General features: G+C 61.9%; 19 protein-coding genes. 13 read left to right on the top strand and 6 right to left on the bottom strand.

The genetic code is table 11. From position 1 onward, the window contains the following. Nucleotides 1-134 precede the first annotated feature (134 nt). The 10 genes from ABWV42_RS07225 to ABWV42_RS07180 are packed head-to-tail and all read left to right on the top strand — an operon-like array spanning nucleotide 135 to nucleotide 9,206. On the top strand, nucleotides 135-1,958 hold the full coding sequence (locus ABWV42_RS07225; RefSeq protein ID WP_353339543.1) for a methyl-accepting chemotaxis protein: 1,824 nt from the start codon (nucleotides 135-137) through the stop codon (nucleotides 1,956-1,958). Nucleotide 1,959: 1 nt separating this feature from the next. Continuing rightward, on the top strand, nucleotides 1,960-2,583 hold the full coding sequence (locus ABWV42_RS07220; RefSeq protein WP_353339542.1) for a chemotaxis protein CheD: 624 nt from the start codon (nucleotides 1,960-1,962) through the stop codon (nucleotides 2,581-2,583). Between the two features lie 39 nt (nucleotides 2,584-2,622). After that, nucleotides 2,623-4,428 carry a methyl-accepting chemotaxis protein gene (locus ABWV42_RS07215; protein WP_353339541.1) on the top strand — a complete coding sequence of 602 codons (1,806 nt, stop codon included), beginning with the start codon at nucleotides 2,623-2,625 and terminating at the stop codon, nucleotides 4,426-4,428. Between the two features lie 20 nt (nucleotides 4,429-4,448). Next, entirely contained in the window at nucleotides 4,449-4,760 is a 312-nt protein-coding gene (locus ABWV42_RS07210; protein WP_353339540.1) for an STAS domain-containing protein, read from the top strand. Nucleotide 4,761: 1 nt separating this feature from the next. After that, entirely contained in the window at nucleotides 4,762-5,133 is a 372-nt protein-coding gene (locus tag ABWV42_RS07205; RefSeq protein WP_255108370.1) for a response regulator, read from the top strand. Between the two features lie 4 nt (nucleotides 5,134-5,137). Next, entirely contained in the window at nucleotides 5,138-7,138 is a 2,001-nt protein-coding gene (locus ABWV42_RS07200; RefSeq protein ID WP_353339539.1) for a chemotaxis protein CheA, read from the top strand. Beyond that, the gene (locus ABWV42_RS07195) at nucleotides 7,128-7,598 is read left to right on the top strand and encodes a chemotaxis protein CheW (protein ID WP_353339538.1); all 471 of its coding nucleotides are present in this window, start codon (nucleotides 7,128-7,130) and stop codon (nucleotides 7,596-7,598) included. Before ABWV42_RS07200 ends, ABWV42_RS07195 begins: the two co-directional genes overlap by 11 nt. A gap of 2 nt (nucleotides 7,599-7,600) precedes the next feature. Then, on the top strand, nucleotides 7,601-8,491 hold the full coding sequence (locus tag ABWV42_RS07190) for a CheR family methyltransferase (protein ID WP_353340370.1): 891 nt from the start codon (nucleotides 7,601-7,603) through the stop codon (nucleotides 8,489-8,491). Beyond that, nucleotides 8,488-8,874, top strand: coding sequence for a response regulator (locus tag ABWV42_RS07185; protein WP_255108362.1), 387 nt, complete (start codon nucleotides 8,488-8,490; stop codon nucleotides 8,872-8,874). The genes ABWV42_RS07190 and ABWV42_RS07185 overlap by 4 nt, the downstream gene beginning before the upstream one ends. An 8-nt stretch (nucleotides 8,875-8,882) precedes the next feature. Then, nucleotides 8,883-9,206 (top strand): DUF8776 family protein, encoded by a 324-nt coding sequence (locus ABWV42_RS07180; RefSeq protein ID WP_353339537.1) that lies wholly within the window; start codon nucleotides 8,883-8,885, stop codon nucleotides 9,204-9,206. Nucleotides 9,207-9,210: 4 nt separating this feature from the next. Here the strand turns inward: ABWV42_RS07180 and hpaH are convergent, their stop codons facing one another. From hpaH to hpaE, 4 genes are read right to left on the bottom strand one after another with little or no spacing between them, the layout of a single operon-like run. Then, a complete protein-coding gene (hpaH, locus tag ABWV42_RS07175; protein ID WP_353339536.1) occupies nucleotides 9,211-10,011 on the bottom strand; it encodes a 2-oxo-hept-4-ene-1,7-dioate hydratase in 801 nt (266 codons plus the stop codon). Then, the gene (locus ABWV42_RS07170; RefSeq protein WP_353339535.1) at nucleotides 10,008-10,862 is read right to left on the bottom strand and encodes a fumarylacetoacetate hydrolase family protein; all 855 of its coding nucleotides are present in this window, start codon (nucleotides 10,860-10,862) and stop codon (nucleotides 10,008-10,010) included. Before ABWV42_RS07170 ends, hpaH begins: the two co-directional genes overlap by 4 nt. Before the next feature lie 35 nt (nucleotides 10,863-10,897). After that, nucleotides 10,898-11,749, bottom strand: a complete 852-nt coding sequence (gene hpaD, locus ABWV42_RS07165; protein ID WP_353339534.1) for a 3,4-dihydroxyphenylacetate 2,3-dioxygenase — start codon at nucleotides 11,747-11,749, stop codon at nucleotides 10,898-10,900. 24 nt (nucleotides 11,750-11,773) lie between these two features. Next, nucleotides 11,774-13,282, bottom strand: coding sequence for a 5-carboxymethyl-2-hydroxymuconate semialdehyde dehydrogenase (gene hpaE / locus ABWV42_RS07160; RefSeq protein WP_353339533.1), 1,509 nt, complete (start codon nucleotides 13,280-13,282; stop codon nucleotides 11,774-11,776). Between the two features lie 157 nt (nucleotides 13,283-13,439). Between hpaE and ABWV42_RS07155 the strand changes: the two genes are divergently transcribed. Together ABWV42_RS07155 and ABWV42_RS07150 are read left to right on the top strand one after the other, a co-directional pair. Next, on the top strand, nucleotides 13,440-13,817 hold the full coding sequence (locus ABWV42_RS07155; RefSeq protein WP_353339532.1) for a 5-carboxymethyl-2-hydroxymuconate isomerase: 378 nt from the start codon (nucleotides 13,440-13,442) through the stop codon (nucleotides 13,815-13,817). A 114-nt stretch (nucleotides 13,818-13,931) separates the two neighbouring features. Then, on the top strand, nucleotides 13,932-14,120 hold the full coding sequence (locus ABWV42_RS07150) for a CTP synthetase (protein WP_255108351.1): 189 nt from the start codon (nucleotides 13,932-13,934) through the stop codon (nucleotides 14,118-14,120). On the opposite strand, the gene ABWV42_RS07145 is transcribed toward ABWV42_RS07150, so the two are convergent. Next, entirely contained in the window at nucleotides 14,102-14,884 is a 783-nt protein-coding gene (locus tag ABWV42_RS07145) for an alpha/beta fold hydrolase (RefSeq protein ID WP_353339531.1), read from the bottom strand. The genes ABWV42_RS07150 and ABWV42_RS07145 overlap by 19 nt on opposite strands. A gap of 79 nt (nucleotides 14,885-14,963) precedes the next feature. On the opposite strand from ABWV42_RS07145, the gene ABWV42_RS07140 reads away from it, so the two are divergent. Next, nucleotides 14,964-15,338 (top strand): hypothetical protein, encoded by a 375-nt coding sequence (locus tag ABWV42_RS07140; RefSeq protein WP_353339530.1) that lies wholly within the window; start codon nucleotides 14,964-14,966, stop codon nucleotides 15,336-15,338. Here the strand turns inward: ABWV42_RS07140 and ABWV42_RS07135 are convergent. Further along, nucleotides 15,258-16,169: a DUF817 domain-containing protein gene (locus tag ABWV42_RS07135; RefSeq protein ID WP_353339529.1), complete on the bottom strand. Its 912-nt coding sequence runs from the start codon at nucleotides 16,167-16,169 to the stop codon at nucleotides 15,258-15,260. The genes ABWV42_RS07140 and ABWV42_RS07135 overlap by 81 nt on opposite strands. Nucleotides 16,170-16,450: the final 281 nt, after the last annotated feature.

The following is a 16,450-nucleotide window of genomic DNA, read 5'->3' as shown; positions in this document are numbered from 1 at the left end:
GGCTTTAACCCCTCCTTCGGGGTTGGCCGTCAAGGTGAGGCAAAGGCGATGGGAAGGATGAACATGACGGGGTTTCGAACAGGGCCGGCATTTTGTTGCGGGCATCAGGTAGCAGGCGTTTGGAGGGAGACGGTATGACGCGGAACGAGTCTTTGGCAAGACGGCCGATCTCGGCGTGGCGGGGGCTGAGCCTGAGGGTGCGTCTGGCGCTCATCATGATGCTTGGGTTCGCCTTCAGCATGGGGCTGATCCTTGTGGTGGAACATGTCGGCCACAAGCGCCAGATGGAGACCTTGGCGCATCGCAATGCCGAGATTGTCACCGGCCTGCTTGCGGACCGGATCGGGCAGCTGGGCATTGGTGAGCCCGAAGAGAGGCTGGCCGAAACCTATGCGGCGGTGGTCGAAGGGTATGCCCAGCAGATCTGGGCGCTCGAGGTGGTGGATGCGCAGGGGGCCATCCTCGCCCATTGGGAGGCCGGACAGGGCCGAGATGCCGCCCTGCATGAGTTGGCGCGCAAGGCCGCTGTCGAAGGCGAGGTGCTGCGTCAGGACGTGTTGCATGGACGTGCGCTGGCGCGTCCGATCCTTGGACCGGAGGGGCAGGTGATCGGGGCCGTGGCAGCGACCTGGAGCATGGATGCGCTGGCCGCGACAATCCGGGATGCCTCGGTTTGGATTTCCCTGCTCGCCCTTGTGGCGGGGCTGGCCGGGCTGGCGGCCCTGATGCTGGCTGTCTCGGTGATGGTCACGCGTCCGCTGAACCGGTTGGCGGGGCGCATGAAGGACGTCTCGGAACGCCGCTTTGAGGGCGAGATTTCCGATACGCAGCGCAAAGATGAAATCGGCGTGCTGGCCGCGGGGCTGTTGGTGCTGCGCGAGGCGCTTGCCGAGGAAGAACGCGACCGCATGCGCCGCGAAGAGCAGGAAGCCCGCAAACAGGCCCTGTTCGATGATCTGAGCCGCTGTATCGGTACCGTGGCTGAGGGGGATCTGTCGCCGCGCCTTCCCGAAGGTCTCGCCGCGGATCTCGAGGCGCGCTACCAAGAGGTGTTGCGGGATTTCAACCACCTGATCGACAGTTTCGAGCAAGTTATTTCCTCGGTTACGACAAGCGCTGAAACCGTGCGCACCAATGCGGTTGAAATCAGCCAGGTGGCCAGTGAACAATCGCGCCGCTCAGAGGCACAGGCGGCCACGCTCGAAGAATCCTCGGCTGCGCTGGATGACCTGTCGGGCAATGTTCGCAAGACTGCCAAAGCGGCGCAGGACGCCGACGCTGTGATCGTGCAGAACCGCAAGCAGGCCGAAAGCAGCGGCGAAGTTGTCAAACGCACCGTCGAGGCGATGCAACGGATCGAGACCTCGTCGAGCCAGATCAACGAGATCATCGGCGTGATCGACGATATCGCCTTTCAGACCAACCTCCTGGCGCTGAATGCCGGGGTCGAAGCCGCCCGCGCAGGCGAGGCGGGACGCGGGTTTTCGGTCGTGGCGTCCGAGGTGCGGGCACTGGCACAGAGATCCTCGCAATCGGCAAGTGAAATCAAGGAGCTGATCTCCAAGAGCGGCCAGCAGGTCATGGAAGGCAGCGTGCTTGTCGCCGAGACCGGAAGCGCTCTGGAGCGGATCATTACCCAGGTTCAGCAGGTGTCGGACCTGGTGACCGCGATCGCAACCTCGGCACAGGAACAATCCAGCAGCCTTGAGGAAATCAGTTCCGGTGTGGGGCAGCTGGACAAGGTGACCCAGCAGAACGTTGCGGTGATCCAGGAGACCACGGCCTCGAGCGAAACCCTGCGCCATGAGTCGGAAAAGCTGGTGCGGGTCCTGAGCGGGTTCGGCCGCGATGGCACCGAAGAGGCCAAGGTGGAGACTGAAATAGTCAGGCAGGCCCTCCCTGCACCGAGGCAGCAGGTTGTCAACGGTGGCATCAGCGATGAATGGCAGGATTTCTGAGATGACAGGATCACGTGGCCCCCAGGAATGGCCCTTGGAACGCGAGCGCCGGGCCCCGCAACCCGATCCGGTGCTGCCACCGGTGGTGGAAGCCAACGGAACCAAAACCCTTTCGGTGTTGCAGGGGCAGTTCCGGGTTTCGGACGACCCCAATGCGGTGATGACGACGATCCTCGGCTCTTGTGTCGCCACATGTGTCTGGGATCCCGACACCGGCGTTGGCGGCATGAACCACTTTCTCTTGCCGGGAACCGAGAAAAACCGTTCGGGCAACCTGCGCTATGGCGTGAACTCGATGGAGTTGCTGATCAATGCGCTTCTGCAGCAGGGGGCAAGACGCGAAAACCTGCATCTCAAGCTGTTTGGCGGGGCGCGTATGTTCGGTACCGAGGACGGGATTGGCCGGAAAAATGCAGAGTTCGCAGTGTGGTACGTCGAGACCGAAGGGCTGCGTCTGGTCAAGAAATGCCTTGGCGGCACCCGTGGCCGCAAGGTGCGGTTCTGGCCGGGAAGTGGCCATGCGCAGCTGAAATTCCTGCAGAACGACTGGCACGAGACCTTGTCGCCGGAGACCACCACGCCGCGCAGGCGGGCGGATGATTCCGGCGTCGTGACGCTGTTCTGAGATGCGGGGCAACAGGCAAAGACGGGGAGGACCTGTGAGATGAAAGCAAGAGGAATTGCCGGGAAACTGTTTTTCATGGCGGCCTCCATCCTGGGGATGATGATGGCGACGCTGTTCCTTGTGAGCATGCTGAACCGCGGGCTGGCCGAGAGCATTCATATCGTCGAAGCGGATGTGCGGCGTGATAACCTTGTTGGGGACATCAAAGAGCAGTTCGACAAGGCGCGTATCGGCCTTGCCGCCTTCCAGGGCAGCGGCAGCGAGGACGACGCGACGCGGGTCTTGCAGGCGCTGGAGCGCATCCCACCGCTGGCCGATACGCTTCTGGCGCTGGAAATGCCGGAGGAGATGCGTGCCGAACTGGATGTCGCGGTGGCCGACATGCAGATCTATGCGGCGACCTTTGCCCGGATCAAATCTGCCAACAGCATCGTGCGGATCAATGCCTTTCGCAGCGACCTCGACCCGATGGGCGCGCGGATCGAGGGAGAGCTGGATTACTTGCAGGAGGTCAATCGCGAAGATGCGCGGCGGCAATTTGCAGAGCAGGTGGCAATGGCCGAGGCCGCGCCGCGCTGGATGCTGGCCCTGTCGGCGCTGGCGCTGGCAGTAGGCGCGCTCTTTGCCATGATCATGGGCCGGTCGCTCAGCAAGCCGGTCGAAGAGATCGCTGGTGCCATCAGCCGTGTCCGTGACGGTGACTTTGACGGCGACCTGCCCGCCCTGAAGCGCCGGGACGAAATCGGTGAAATCTCCCGCGCGCTGAACGATCTGCGCGACCGCCTGCGCGAGGATCACGAGCGCCGGGTCGCGAATGACCTCCAAGTGGCCCGCCAGCATGCGTTGTTCAGTAAGGTCAGCCAGCACATGGAAGCGATGGCGGCGGGCGATTTCGAAGGGCGGATTGACGAGGCGGCCTTTGCCGATCTTGAGGCTGAGCACAAGCAGCTGAGCCGGGATCTGAACGGTCTAGCCGACGGGTTGCAGACGGTTTTGCAGGCGGTCAACGCCAGCTCAGGAGAGGTGAGCGGCGGGGCGTCACGCATCTCGCGCGTGGCGCTCGACATGTCACGGCGGGCCGAGAAACAGGCCGCTACGCTGGAAGAGTCCGCGGCTGCGCTGGAAATGCAGACCGAAAGCCTGCGCGGGTCTGCGGAAAACGCGGCCCAGGCGCGTAATTTCGTCGACCAGAACCTCAAGGACGTGGAAGACAGCGGCGACGGCATCAAGAAAGCGATGCAGGCGATGGCGCTGATTGAGGACTCCTCGGGGCGGATCAACCAGATTGTCAATGTGATCGATGACATTGCCTTTCAGACCAACCTTCTGGCGATGAATGCCGGGGTCGAAGCGGCGCGGGCCGGCGAAGAGGGGCGTGGCTTTGCCGTGGTGGCCTCAGAGGTGCGGGCGCTGGCGCGGCGGGCATCGAAATCGACCCATGACATCAAGGAGTTGATTGCCGAAAGCAATGCCCGCATCGGTGAAGGCAGCAAGCGGGTTGAGGGCACCGGCGCTGCACTGGTGCAGATCGTCGAAAGTGTTGGTCGCATCTCCGACCTCGTCGCGGAAATCTCTTCGGCGACCGAGGAACAGGCCGCCGGGTTGAACGAGATCAACTCCAAGATCGGCGCGCTGGACCAGTTCACCCAGCAGACCGCCGCCCTTGCCGAGGAAACTCATGCCTCAAGCGAGGTGCTCGATGCAGAGGCCGAAAAGCTGGCCGATGTGCTGGCACAGTTCAGGGCGCGTGACGGCGCAGACAACGACATTGCCCACTTCGTGCGCAGCGCGGAGCCGACGGTGAATGCGGAGGCATGGCCCGAAAACACACGGCATATCGCCTAGGGCTGGGAGGGAGAGTGACCATGATAAAGGACACGAGCGACCGGAGTGTCGCCGATATATCCGAACCCAAACCGATGGTTCTGGCGGAGCGGCTCGACAGCAAGGCGGCGGACGATCTGCTGGAGGCCCTGCTGGCGCAAATGGGCACGCCAGTGCGCCTTGACGCTAGCCGGGTGCAAGGCCTGGGCGCACTTTGCGCCGGAATTCTCTTGTCGGCGGCCAAGACCTGGAAGGAGGCAGGCCTGCCCTTTGCCCTTGCAAACCTGTCCGAGCGTTGCCGCGCTGACCTTGCCCTGATGGGGCTGACCGAAACCCGTTTCGAGGAATTTTAAGATGACTGCCAAACAAATTCTCGCCGTTGATGACTCGCGCACCATGCGCAACATGCTGAAACAGACCCTGGGAGAGGCCGGATACGAGGTGTCGCTGGCCGAAGACGGGGTCGATGGGGTGGAACGCCTGCGCGATCTGACGCCAGACCTGGTGATCACCGATATCAACATGCCCCGCATGGACGGGTTTCGCTTTATCGAAGAGGTGCGCGGACTGGGACGGCTGCGTGGTGTGCCGATCCTTGTGCTGACGACGGAAAGTGATCAGGCCCTGCGAAATCGGGCGCGGGCCGCAGGGGCCACGGGCTGGATCGTCAAACCGTTTGACGATGGCAACCTGATCTCGGCCATTCGCAAGGTCACGGTGGGGTAGGATCATGAGTGCCCTGCTGGACGGTTTTTTCGAGGAATGTGGCGAACTGCTGGAAAGCGTGTTCGAAGGCCTCTCTGCGCTGGAAGCGGATGGCGGTGACCAGGAGGCCGTGAACGCGGTGTTCCGCGCGGTGCATTCGATCAAGGGAGGCGCTGGCGCTTTCGGGCTGGAGGCGTTGGTCGCGTTTTCCCACGTTCTGGAAAATGCGCTGGATGCCTTCCGTTCTGGTGCCGCACAGATCGGCAGCAAGGAAGTTCAGCTGTTGTATGAGGCCGGCGACCACCTGTCCGACCTGGTCGAACGGGCGGCGCGCGGACAGGTTTCGGGGGGTGAGATGCCGGACCTGCACCGGGCGCTAGAGGGGATCTGCGGGGCGGTCGACCAAGAGGAAGACGCTGGTCTCGACTTTCAGCCGCTAACGCTCGACATCCTGCCCTTGGAACCCGAGCCCGCCGCGGGGTTCGATATCGTCTTTCGGCCCCATGCGACGCTTTTTGAGAACGGTCACGAGCCGGCCTTGATGCTCAGGGAGCTAGGCGAGTTGGGGGCCATTGATGTCGTAGCTGACCTGTCTGCCTTGCCCACTCTAGACGCAGGGCTCGCCAAGACCCCTGTGTTGGGTTGGCAGATCGGATTGGAAAGCGATTGCAGCCGGGCCCAGATCGCAGAGGTTTTCGAGTTTGCCGAAGGTCTATGTGATCTCGAAATCATCGCTCGTGAAGCTGAGGGGCTAAAGGTCGAAGACCCGGTGACGCAGAGCGATGTCGACAGGCCGGAGGTGGTTGAGAGAGCCCCGGCGCGAGAAACCATCCGGGTTGATCTCGCGCGTGTTGACCGGCTGATCAATATCGTTGGTGAACTTGTCATCAGTGAGGCCATGTTGCGCCAGGCTATGACGGAAATTCCGGTTGCGAAATACGGACCAATTGAAGCGGCGATGGGGCAGTTTCGCCAGCTTTCCGGACAGTTGCAGGAAAGTGTCCTCGCAATCCGTGCGCAGCCCGTCAAAGGGCTGTTCCAGCGCATGTCGCGCATCGTCCGAGAGGCCGCACGGGAAGCCGACAAGGAGGCGCGATTGGTGACTCACGGCAGTGCCACAGAGGTGGATCGCACGGTGGTGGAGCGGCTGGTTGATCCGCTGACGCACATGATCCGGAATGCCGTGGATCATGGTCTCGAAGACAGGGAGCGGCGGCAGGCTTCCGGAAAGGCATCTACCGGAACCGTGACCCTGAGCGCGGTGCACAGGTCGGGTCGGGTGGTGATTGAACTGCAAGACGACGGCGGGGGGATTGATCGCGAACGGGTCCGCCAGATCGCCATCGACAAGGGGCTGGTTGGCGAAAGTGATGAGCTAAGCGATGCGGAAATCGACAACCTTTTGTTCCGCCCCGGTTTTTCCACCCGCAGCGAGGTGTCGAACCTGTCGGGGCGCGGCGTGGGCATGGATGTGGTCAAAAGCGAGATCCAGGCGCTGGGCGGGCGGGTGTCGATCCATTCCGAATTTGGTGTCGGCACAACGGTGACCATCAGCCTGCCACTGACGCTTGCCGTGATGGAGGGTATGGTGGTGGAAACCGCAGGCGAAATCCTCGTTGTGCCGACAACCGCCCTTCGCGAAACGTTCAAGGCCTCGAATGCCCCGCTGCATGCGCTGGGGGCAGGAGGGCATGTCCTGAACCGTCGCGACGGGCTGGTGCCGGTCTTTGATCTTGGGTCGGCGCTCGGGTTTCGGGCGGCGCCCGGAGAATACGGCGACCATTCACTGCTGCTGGTCGAGACAGAGGCGGGCCGGCGCGTGGCGTTTGCCGTCGATCGCATCCGCGACCAGCGCGAAGTGGTGATCAAAGGGCTTCAGCAGAACTATCAGGAAATCCCCGGAGTGGCGGCGGCCACGATCCTGGGCGATGGCCGGATCGCGCTGATCGTGGATGCCGATCAACTTGCCGAACCGGCCGTACGCGGGGGCGCAGAACTTTATGGAGGAGCGGGATATGTCCAGTAACGCGGTTGCCACGGGCGAGCATCAGCTTGAAATCGTGTCATTTTCGATCGGGTCACAGGCCTTTTGCCTTGAGATCAGCCATGTTCTTGAAATCCGGGGGTGGACGCCAACCACGGTGCTGCCCCATGCGCCGGACTATGTGAAGGGGCTGATGAACCTGCGCGGTACGGTTCTGCCGGTTGTCGACCTGTCGCTGCGGCTTGGGCTCGGCGTGACCGAGCCATCGGCGCGTCATGTCGTGATCATCGTCTTCACCAATGGCCAGACGGTTGGTCTTTTGGTCGAAGCGGTGTCCGATATCCTGACCGTTTCGCCCGACGAGATGATGGCGGCACCGGACGTGTCTGGGGGCGAGCTGGCTGGCTGTATCCGCGGGGTCTTTGCCCGCGAAGAAGAGCTGATGCGGGCCATCGATCTCAAGACCACGCTGCCGTTTCTGGCAACGGGAGAGGCGGGGTGACCATGAACGGGGTGGCGGCGCAGACGGTTGATTTCGGCATCTCTGACAGGGATTTCGCCGAGGTGGCCCGGATTTTGCACAAGGAAACCGGTATCGTTGTAACCGAGGCCAAGCGCGCCATGGTGGTTTCGCGCCTGTCGCGAAGGGCGCGCAGCCTGCGGCTGCCGTCGATCGCGGCCTACTGCGGTTTGATTTCCAGCGACCGGGGCAGGGGTGAAATGCAGCACCTGATCTCCGCGCTCACAACCAACGTCACGCGGTTCCTGCGTGAAGAGGGGCACTTTGAGGATTTTGAAACCCGCCTGATGCCGATGCTTGCAAAACGGGCACGCGACGGGGGGCGGGTACGGCTGTGGTCGGCCGGATGTTCAACCGGTCAGGAGGCCTATACGCTGGCCTTCAGCCTCTTGTCGGGGCTGCCCGAGGCGGCGACGCTTGATGTAAAACTCCTTGCCACCGACATTGATGCCGCGGTGATCGAACAGGCGGTTACCGGTCGGTATCGCGAGGATCAGGTCGCGGCACTCCCCGAGCGTCTTCGCCAAGCGTTTTTGCGCCGGGAGGACGGGGAGACTTGGTTGGTTGGCCCGAAGGCGCGCGAGTTCCTGACGTTTCGTCCGTTGAACCTGTTGCACGACTGGCCGTTTCACGGCGACTTTGATGTCATCATGTGCCGCAATGTCACGATCTATTTCGACGCGGCCACGCAAGACAGGCTGTGGTGCCGGTTTGCCGCGCAAATGCCCGAGGGGGCGACGCTCTATTCTGGGCATTCCGAGAACGTGACCGGCGCGGCGCGACAGTTCTTTTCGCATCTGGGCGCCAGTGTCTACAAACGAAACGCGCAGACCGTGACGCCGGAATTTATGAATGATGTCAGGAGGGTGTCATGAGTTTGAAGGACCAGTTGAAAATCATGGTGGTGGATGACATGACCACCAGCCGCGGCCTGATCGAGCAGGCGATGAACGAGATCGGTATCTGGAACGTGGTGAGCGAAGCGGACGGACAGTCGGCCTTTCGCACCCTGATGGCCAAGCCGGTTCACCTCGTGATCTCGGACTACAACATGCCGAACATGGACGGGTTGCAGTTGTTGGAGCAGTTGCGGCTTAGCAAGGCCACGGCGCGGATCGGGTTCATCCTCGTAACGGGGCGAGCGGATAACGCGGTTTTGCAAAAGGGGCGGCAGCTGGGGATGAACAACTGCCTTCTGAAGCCCTTTTCGGTGCCGCAGATGAAGGCCTGTATTGAAAAGGTGGTGGGACGGCTGTGACAGAAAAGGTGAGTTTTTCCGAAGCGCTTGCGCGGCTGGGGGCGGAATTGCGCGGGTTATCTGCGGTTGCGGCGCGTCTGGATGTCCATATCGGCGACCTTGCGGACCAGTGCAACCTGCATGAAGATCTGCAACAGATCGATCTGATGTGTCAGACCCTTGAGGACCTTGTTGGCGTGTTCGACAGTTTGCAGCGGTCCGAGCCGGGGCAGCCTCTAGACCTCGCCATGCTGGTCGAGGGGGTGATCCTCAAGGATGTGCGCCGCCGCCTGTCAGGGCAGGTGACGCAAGATGCGGCCATGTTGAACGGTGCGCACGTAGAGCTGTTCTGAGGCCCTAGTCAAAGGCGATGTCGACGGAACCAAAGGCACCGAAATCGGCGTGGATGCAGGTTTCAGGCGGGCATTCGACGGGGCGGATGAAACTGCCCGAAAGGATGACCTGTCCGGGTTCGATCTGTTGGCCATATTGCGCCATGCGACGGGCCAGCCAGACCACGCTTTCGACCGGATCATTCAGGACGCCCGCGCCCAAGCCGGTTTCCTCGATCTCGTCGTTGCGGAAGGTGAGGGCACCGACCCAGCGCAGATCAAAGGCATCGACGGCGTGGCGTTCGGCCCCAAGCACGATGCCGGCGTTGGCGGCATTGTCGCTGATGGTGTCATGCACGCTGCGGGTGCGGCCGGTTTCAGGATCGGCGCGCAGGATGCGGGTGTCGAGGATCTCAATGGAGGGCGCGACAAAGTCGATGGCAGCGATGACGTCGTCACGGGTGATGTCGCTGCCGCCAATGGCGGTTTTCATGACAAAGGCGATCTCGGCCTCGATGCGAGGCTGGATGAAGCGCCCCTTGGGCACCGTGCTGCCGGTGTCAAAAAGCATGTCGTCAAACAGGATGCCGCTGTCGGGAATGTCGATGTTCAGCGCGTATTGCATGGCTTTGGAGGTGAGGCCGATCTTCCAGCCGACGACCTTGCGGCCCTGCGCCAGTTTCTGTTCGTAGATCGCATTCTGGATCGCATAGGCATCGTCCATGCCCATGTCGGGATGGCGCAGTGACAAGAGACCGATCTGTTGCCCCGTGGCTTCGGCCTGAAGCAGGTCGGCTGCGGCGCGGGCGTGATCCTGCGGGGTCATACCACTTCGTCCTCGATGGTGTTGCGCAGGGTGCCAATGCCCTCGACGGTGATCTCGACCACGTCACCGGGCACAAGATAGCGGGGCGGATCGAACCGGGCCCCTGCGCCGGTGGGCGTGCCGGTGACGATGATGTCGCCGGGCTGTAGCGTCATGAAGGTCGAGATATAGGCGATCTCCTCGCGGATCGGGAACATCATGCGGTTCAGCGTATCGTCCTGGCGGACCTCGCCGTTGACGGTTGTCACGATGCGCGCGTCATCCAGTTGGCTGGCATCGGTGAAAGGCACCAGCCATGGGCCGATGGCGCCGGAGCGATCCCAGTTCTTGCCTTGGGTGACGTTGAACTTGGCGTGGCGCACCCAGTCGCGGATGGTGCCCTCGTTGCACAGGGTCAGGGCGGCGATGTGGTCATAGGCGTTTTCGGGGTTGATCCGGCGACCGGTCTTGCCGATCACGATGGCAACCTCGCCTTCGTAGTCGAGGGTGTGGTTCTCGGGCGGGCGGATCAGGGGACGGTTGTGGCCGGTAAAGCCGCTGGCAAAGCGCGGGAAAAGCGACATGTACTTCGGCTGGGCGCTGCCGTCCTTGTACTCGGCGTTGCGGTCCGGAAAGTTGACACCGACGCAAAGGATGCGGCGGGCATCGGGCATCACCATCTCGAAGTCGAATTCGGTGTGGGTGATGTCGGCCCCTGACGCGGCTTTGGTCAGGGCGGAGAGCCCGCCCGCCGCGATGGCCTCGAACAGGGTTGGCCATTCGGGGAAACGGTGGTTCAGCGCGACGGCGCCGGCCTCGGTGATGGCACCGTAGTGGGTGTGGCCGTCGGCGGAAAAGGTGGCAAGGCGCATGGGGCTCTCCGTTGTTCGGTGTCAGGTGGTGAAGGTCAGACGGGGAAGATCACGTTGGTCTGGCCTGTGCCGGAGGAGGGGAAATACTCGGTCACGACTTCGCATTTGCCGTCATAGCTGTCCCAGCCGAGGGCACCGTAGAGCATGGCAGTGTCGTGCATGGAGCCTTCGCCGCAACAGAAGGTGGCATAGTCGCCCAGCATCTTGAGAAAGGTGGCGTGGTCGCCGTTTTTCCACATCTCCAGCACGTGCAGGTCCATCTGGCGGTTGAATTCCGAGCTGATGGTAAAGGTGCCGTTGTTGGCGGCATAGTCCTTGTTGGCCCAGATCTTGTGGGAGAGCGAGCCCGAGGCAACCAACAGCACCTTTTCGTCGCTGGCTTCCACGGCTTCGCGGATGGCTTCGCCGATGATGCGGCTTTCGTCGTGGTCATGCACGGTGGCCCATGCGGCGACGGAGACAACCTTCATGTCGTGTTCGCGGGACATGAAACGCATGGGAACAAGGGTGCCGTACTCCAGTTCGAGGCTGTCGAGATGGTGACACAGGGTGTAGGCACCTTTGTCAGAGGCAATTTTGGCAATTGCGTCACCCATCTCGGGGTTGCCTTCGTAGGAATAGGGCAGGTCCTGGATGAACTGCGGGAACTCGTTCGAGGTGAAAAGCCCTTCGAACCGGGCGTTGGCGTTGATGTGAAAGCCCGCGTTGATGACCCAGTGGGTATCACAGATGATGACGGTGGTGACGCCCAGTTCCCTGGCGCGGCGCGCGATTTCGCGGTGGCCGTCGATGGCGGGTTGGCGCTTGCCCTTGATCGGGCCTTCCTGCTCGGACATGAGCAGGGTCGGCACGTGGGTCATCTTGGCGGCGAGTACGATTTCTCCCATGGTATCCTCCCGAAGATTGATGGGTCAGGCGCCGAGACGCATGATCTTGTGTTGGCCGGTGGCAAAGCCGACGTGTTTCTGTTCCATGTAAAATTCAAACGACCAGTCGCCGCCGTCGCGGCCGATGCCGGAGGCCTTGACCCCGCCGAAGGGGGTGGGCAGGTGGCGGACATTTTCCGAATTCACCCAGATCATCCCGGCCTCGAGACGGTCGGTGAAGCGCAGGGCGCGGGTGAGATCGTTGGTCCAGAGATAGCCGGTGAGGCCGTAGTCGACGTCGTTGGCCATCGCCAGCGCCTCTTCCTCGGTCGAGAAGGGGATCGAGGTGAGGACGGGGCCGAAGATTTCCTCTTGGGCGATGCGCATCTGGTTGTTGGCGTTGGTAAACAGGGTGGGGCGCACGAAATAGCCCGCGTCGCCAACCTTTTCGCCGCCAGCGGCAACGGTGGCGCCGTCCTGTTTGGCGATGTCGAAATAAGAGGTCACCTTGTTGTAGTGTTCCTCGGTCACCAGCGGGCCGATTTCGGTTGCCGGATCAAGGGGGTGGCCGACCTTGATGTTGTTGACGCGTTTGATCAGGCGAGCTTCGAATTCTTCCTTGATGGTGTCCTGAACCAGGAGGCGCGAGGACGAGGTGCAGCGCTCGCCGTTGATCGAGTAGATCATGAAGATCACCGCATCGAGCGCGCGGTCGAGATCGGCGTCGTCAAACACGATCACGGGGTTCTTGCCGCCGAGTTCGAGGTGGTTGCGCTTGAGGGTGTCTGCGCCCTGTTTGACGATCAGGCTGCCGGTGCTGCTTTCACCGACGAAGGCGATTGCCTTGATGGCGGGGTGTTCGCAAAGCGCTTTGCCCGCGTCTTCGCCAAAGCCGTTCACGGTGTTAAGAACACCGGGCGGCAGGCCGGCTTCTTCGGCGATTTCTACCAGCAGGCGGGCGGTCAGCGGCGAGGCCTCGGCGGGTTTGTGAACCACGGTGCAGCCTGCGGCCAGCGCCGGTGCAATCTTCCATGTGGATAGCATGAAGGGGGTGTTCCACGGGGTGATGACGCCAACCGGACCGATGGGGGTGCGGGTGGTGATGTTCATCAGGGTGGGTGATTTCAGGTGCTGGCCATCGCGGGCCTGGATCACCTGATCGGCGAAGTAGCGGAAGTTTTCGGCACCGCGCAGGGCGGCCTTGGACATGAAGCGCAGGGTCTGGCCGGTGTCCCAGCATTCGCAGAGCGCGATTTCCTCGGCGCGGGCCTCAATGGCTTCGGCGACGTTGATGAGGATTTTGCGACGCTCTGCGGCCGGCATGTCGCGCCATGCGGGGAAGGCATCGGCCGCGGATTTGGCTGCGGCGTCGATGTCGGCTGCGGTGCCGTGGGTCACGTCGCAGATCACCGATTTGTCGACCGGAGAGGTGTTCCTGAACACACCGGCCGCGCCCTCGCGATCTTGTCCGTTGATGCGGTTCTTGATGCCACCCTCGGCAAAGCGGGAGAGATAGCCGCGAAGCTTGGCGATGTTCTGGTCGAGTTGGGACATGGGGCATCCTCCGCTTGAAATGCTGTTAGTTGTCATGTTAAGTAAATTGCAGTGAACATGTCAACAAAGTTTTTTCGGCTTGGTTCCCGTGCGGGGGAAACGGGTTTGACATGGGCGAAAATCGCGAAATGATTGAAGAAACTCTGGGACGGTAAACATGCCTCATTTCATCATCGAATATTCCGGCAACCTTGAAGGCGAGATCGACATGGGGGCGCTGTGCGAGGTGATCCGCGCGACAGCCGCGGGGATCGAAACCTTTCCGATGGCGGGGATTCGGGTGCGGGCGATCCGGGTGGATCACTATGCGATTGCCGACGGAGATCCGCAGCACGGGTTCATCGACATGTCGATCCGCCTGCGGGAAGGGCGGCCGCAGGAGGTGAAAGAGGCTGCGGCTGCCGAGGTGTTCGAGGCGGCGCGGGCGTTCGTGGCCGAGGTGATGGCGCGACGGCCGTTGGCGCTGTCGCTTGAGATGCGGGATATTGATGCCAGCCTGTCGCCAAAGACAGGGTCGATCCGCGACTTCCTTTAGGGGTGGATCAAGAAAGGTTCATCTTTCAGGTATCTTTCTGATTCAGATCAATGCGGACCTTTGCATGTGAGGCCAGTGTCGCCCGTGGAAACGCCACAAGATAAGGCAACGCACATGTTTCGGCTCTCTCTGATTCTGCATCTCTTCATCGGTTCGACCATCGCCGGCAGCGCAATGATCGTGGCGCTCGTGTCGGGGTATGACACGCTTTACCCGGTGGCCCTTTCGGCCCTTGTCGGCTTTTTCATTTCTTTCCCCGTGTCTTACCTGGTGGCGAAAAAGCTCTACGAGTTGGAAGCCTGAGCGCTGGTTGCGTTCAACCACGCCTGAACGGATTGCACGAATTCGCGGGGTTTCTCGGCATGGAGCCAGTGCCCCGCGCCCGTGATCTTGGCAAAGCGGGCCTTGGGGAAAAGTTCCCGGATGCGCGGGCGATGCTCTGGCGTTACATAGTCAGACTCGGAGCCGGACAGGAAGAGGGTGCGCCCTTCAAAGTTGCCGCTGATCTCGGGGAAGCCGATGACCTTTGGCATTTCCGCCTCGAGCACGTCGAGATTGAGACGCCACTTGCGGCCATTCAGGTCGAGTGACTGGGTAAAGAAGCTGCGCAGGGTCGGATCGTCGACGTTCTGCGCCAGTTGATCGATCGCGTCCGAACGTTTTTCCACTCGCGACAAATCCACAGCGCGCATGGCGGCAATGAACTGGTTCTGGTCGTGGGTGTATTGCACCGGCGCGATGTCGGCGACGATAAGGCGATTGACAAGGTCGGGGCGGGTGAGCGCGAGGATCATCGAGGCCTTGCCGCCCATCGAATGGCCCATCACGTCCATCGGTGCGCCCTGTGCCTCGATCACCTCGGCCAGATCGCGGGCCATGTCGTGATAGGAATGGCTGTCGAACCAGGGACTGTGGCCGTGGTTGCGCTGGTCGACCGAGACGATGCGACGTTCCGGAGCGAGGCGTTTGGCCACTGCGCCCCAGTTGCGGCCAGAGCCATAGAGGCCGTGGACGATCAGCAGGTCGGGTTCATCGGTGCGGGAGCCATATTCGAGCGTGTTCAACATACCCGCTTGATAGCCCCAGAGGGAAAGCGATGCCAGCCCTGTTGAGCGATGGGCGCGGCGGGGCTAGGCTGGCGGCAAGATGATTGATTTGAAGCATATCCAGAAGACCAACGCGGGGTTGGCGCGTCTTGCCGGTCAGAAGTTCTCGTTCGAGGCAGACGGCTTGCAGAAGGCGATGCGCAAGGTCGGGCGGCGTGTGCCCAAGGTGTTGCATCGTCAGGCGGCGGTTCTGATCGAGGCGGAACAGCTGGCGGGGCATCCGAAAATCCGGCTTGGGCTGGATGCCGAGAAGGTGGCGGCCGCCGAGGCGGGCCTGCGCGCGGGGCTGGAAGCGGTGGACCCTGCGGACCGGCGCAAGGGCTTTGTGCTGGGGCTACTCGGCGGGCTTTCTTTCAACCTGATAGCGGCTTTCGTACTGCTTGTTGTCTTTCTGAAATGGCGCGGATTCCTTTGACAGGGGCGCTGCATGCAGCGCGTCACGCAGCACCAGCGTGACGGTGACGAAACTCACGTAAAGCAGCAGATACCACGAGCCGATCTTGGCCAGGCTGACCATCTGGTCGCTGGTCTGGCCGTGGTAAAGCCATGTGCGGGTCATGGTGCCGATGTTTTCCGCCACCCATAGGGCGATGGCCGACAGGAAAGCCGCCAGCGGCAGGGGCATCCAGTAGGGCGTGTCGCTGACCTGAAACCAGATGCGGGTGCGCAGGAACACGATCAGCGTGGCAAAGAACAGCGCAACACGGATGTCCGGCAGGAAGTGGTGGCTGAAGAAATTGACATAGATTGCCAGCGCCAGAAGGGCTGTTGCCCAGAACGGCGGGTAGGGGGCAAAGCGCATGTCAAAAAGGCGGATGACGCGCGCCATGTAAGAGCCGACCGACGCGTACATGAAGCCCGAAAACAGCGGCACGTTCATGAGTTTCAGAACCCCGGCTTCGGGGTAGGACCAGCTGCCGTGGTTGACCTTGAAGACCTCCATCAGGGTGCTGGTGAGGTGGAACAGTAGGATCACCCGCGCCTCGGCCCAGGTTTCCAGTTTCAGGGCCAGGAACAGGATTTGCAGGCCGACCGCGTAGAGCACGAGAAAGTCGTAGCGGGCCAGTGGCCAGTCGCTCTGCCAGAGTTGCGAGGACAGGATGATGCCGACAAGCAGCAAGAGGGCAAAGAGCGCGGCCCAGGCCTGTTTGAGGAAGAACACCACGAGTTCCGCCACCGCAAACGGCAGGTGGGCGCGGGTCCAGTCGCCAACGGCGCGTTCGATGGGAAGGGGGCTTCGGCTCATGCGCCGTTTGTTGCCAAGGTGGGGGCGTTTGTCCAGAAGATTGACAGAGGGTGAAGGCAAGCGGCGGCAAAAGGCCGGAAACCCGAAGATTTCCGGCCCTGGTTGCCGTGAGTTTCCCGACCGGGGCCGGGCAGGCTTTGTAAGTTGGCTGCGCTGATGAAGGGCGCTTCCGATCAGGGACACATGTTCGGCCGCCCCCAAAAGCAACAACCGCTGCCAGTGTGCCTGACAGCGGTTGCCGATTGATTAAGCTGAAACCCGAAATTTACAGATTGTCGTAC

Source organism: Pelagimonas sp. KU-00592-HH, assembly GCF_040369695.1.
Classification (GTDB): domain Bacteria; phylum Pseudomonadota; class Alphaproteobacteria; order Rhodobacterales; family Rhodobacteraceae; genus Shimia.
Note: the sequence above shows the minus strand (reverse complement) of the source record. Positions and strands in the feature narration are given on the sequence as shown.

Bases quoted from the DNA above. Each gene is read 5' to 3' on its own strand.
- ABWV42_RS07225 (WP_353339543.1), top strand. From the start codon at position 135: ATGACGCGGAACGAGTCTTTGGCAAGACGGCCGATCTCGGCGTGGCGG.
- ABWV42_RS07220 (WP_353339542.1), top strand. From the start codon at position 1,960: ATGACAGGATCACGTGGCCCCCAGGAATGGCCCTTGGAACGCGAGCGC.
- ABWV42_RS07215 (WP_353339541.1), top strand. From the start codon at position 2,623: ATGAAAGCAAGAGGAATTGCCGGGAAACTGTTTTTCATGGCGGCCTCC.
- ABWV42_RS07210 (WP_353339540.1), top strand. From the start codon at position 4,449: ATGATAAAGGACACGAGCGACCGGAGTGTCGCCGATATATCCGAACCC.
- ABWV42_RS07205 (WP_255108370.1), top strand. From the start codon at position 4,762: ATGACTGCCAAACAAATTCTCGCCGTTGATGACTCGCGCACCATGCGC.
- ABWV42_RS07200 (WP_353339539.1), top strand. From the start codon at position 5,138: ATGAGTGCCCTGCTGGACGGTTTTTTCGAGGAATGTGGCGAACTGCTG.
- ABWV42_RS07195 (WP_353339538.1), top strand. From the start codon at position 7,128: ATGTCCAGTAACGCGGTTGCCACGGGCGAGCATCAGCTTGAAATCGTG.
- ABWV42_RS07190 (WP_353340370.1), top strand. From the start codon at position 7,601: ATGAACGGGGTGGCGGCGCAGACGGTTGATTTCGGCATCTCTGACAGG.
- ABWV42_RS07185 (WP_255108362.1), top strand. From the start codon at position 8,488: ATGAGTTTGAAGGACCAGTTGAAAATCATGGTGGTGGATGACATGACC.
- hpaH (WP_353339536.1), bottom strand. From the start codon at position 10,011: ATGACCCCGCAGGATCACGCCCGCGCCGCAGCCGACCTGCTTCAGGCC.
- ABWV42_RS07170 (WP_353339535.1), bottom strand. From the start codon at position 10,862: ATGCGCCTTGCCACCTTTTCCGCCGACGGCCACACCCACTACGGTGCC.
- hpaD (WP_353339534.1), bottom strand. From the start codon at position 11,749: ATGGGAGAAATCGTACTCGCCGCCAAGATGACCCACGTGCCGACCCTG.
- hpaE (WP_353339533.1), bottom strand. From the start codon at position 13,282: ATGTCCCAACTCGACCAGAACATCGCCAAGCTTCGCGGCTATCTCTCC.
- ABWV42_RS07155 (WP_353339532.1), top strand. From the start codon at position 13,440: ATGCCTCATTTCATCATCGAATATTCCGGCAACCTTGAAGGCGAGATC.
- ABWV42_RS07150 (WP_255108351.1), top strand. From the start codon at position 13,932: ATGTTTCGGCTCTCTCTGATTCTGCATCTCTTCATCGGTTCGACCATC.
- ABWV42_RS07145 (WP_353339531.1), bottom strand. From the start codon at position 14,884: ATGTTGAACACGCTCGAATATGGCTCCCGCACCGATGAACCCGACCTG.
- ABWV42_RS07140 (WP_353339530.1), top strand. From the start codon at position 14,964: ATGATTGATTTGAAGCATATCCAGAAGACCAACGCGGGGTTGGCGCGT.
- ABWV42_RS07135 (WP_353339529.1), bottom strand. From the start codon at position 16,169: ATGAGCCGAAGCCCCCTTCCCATCGAACGCGCCGTTGGCGACTGGACC.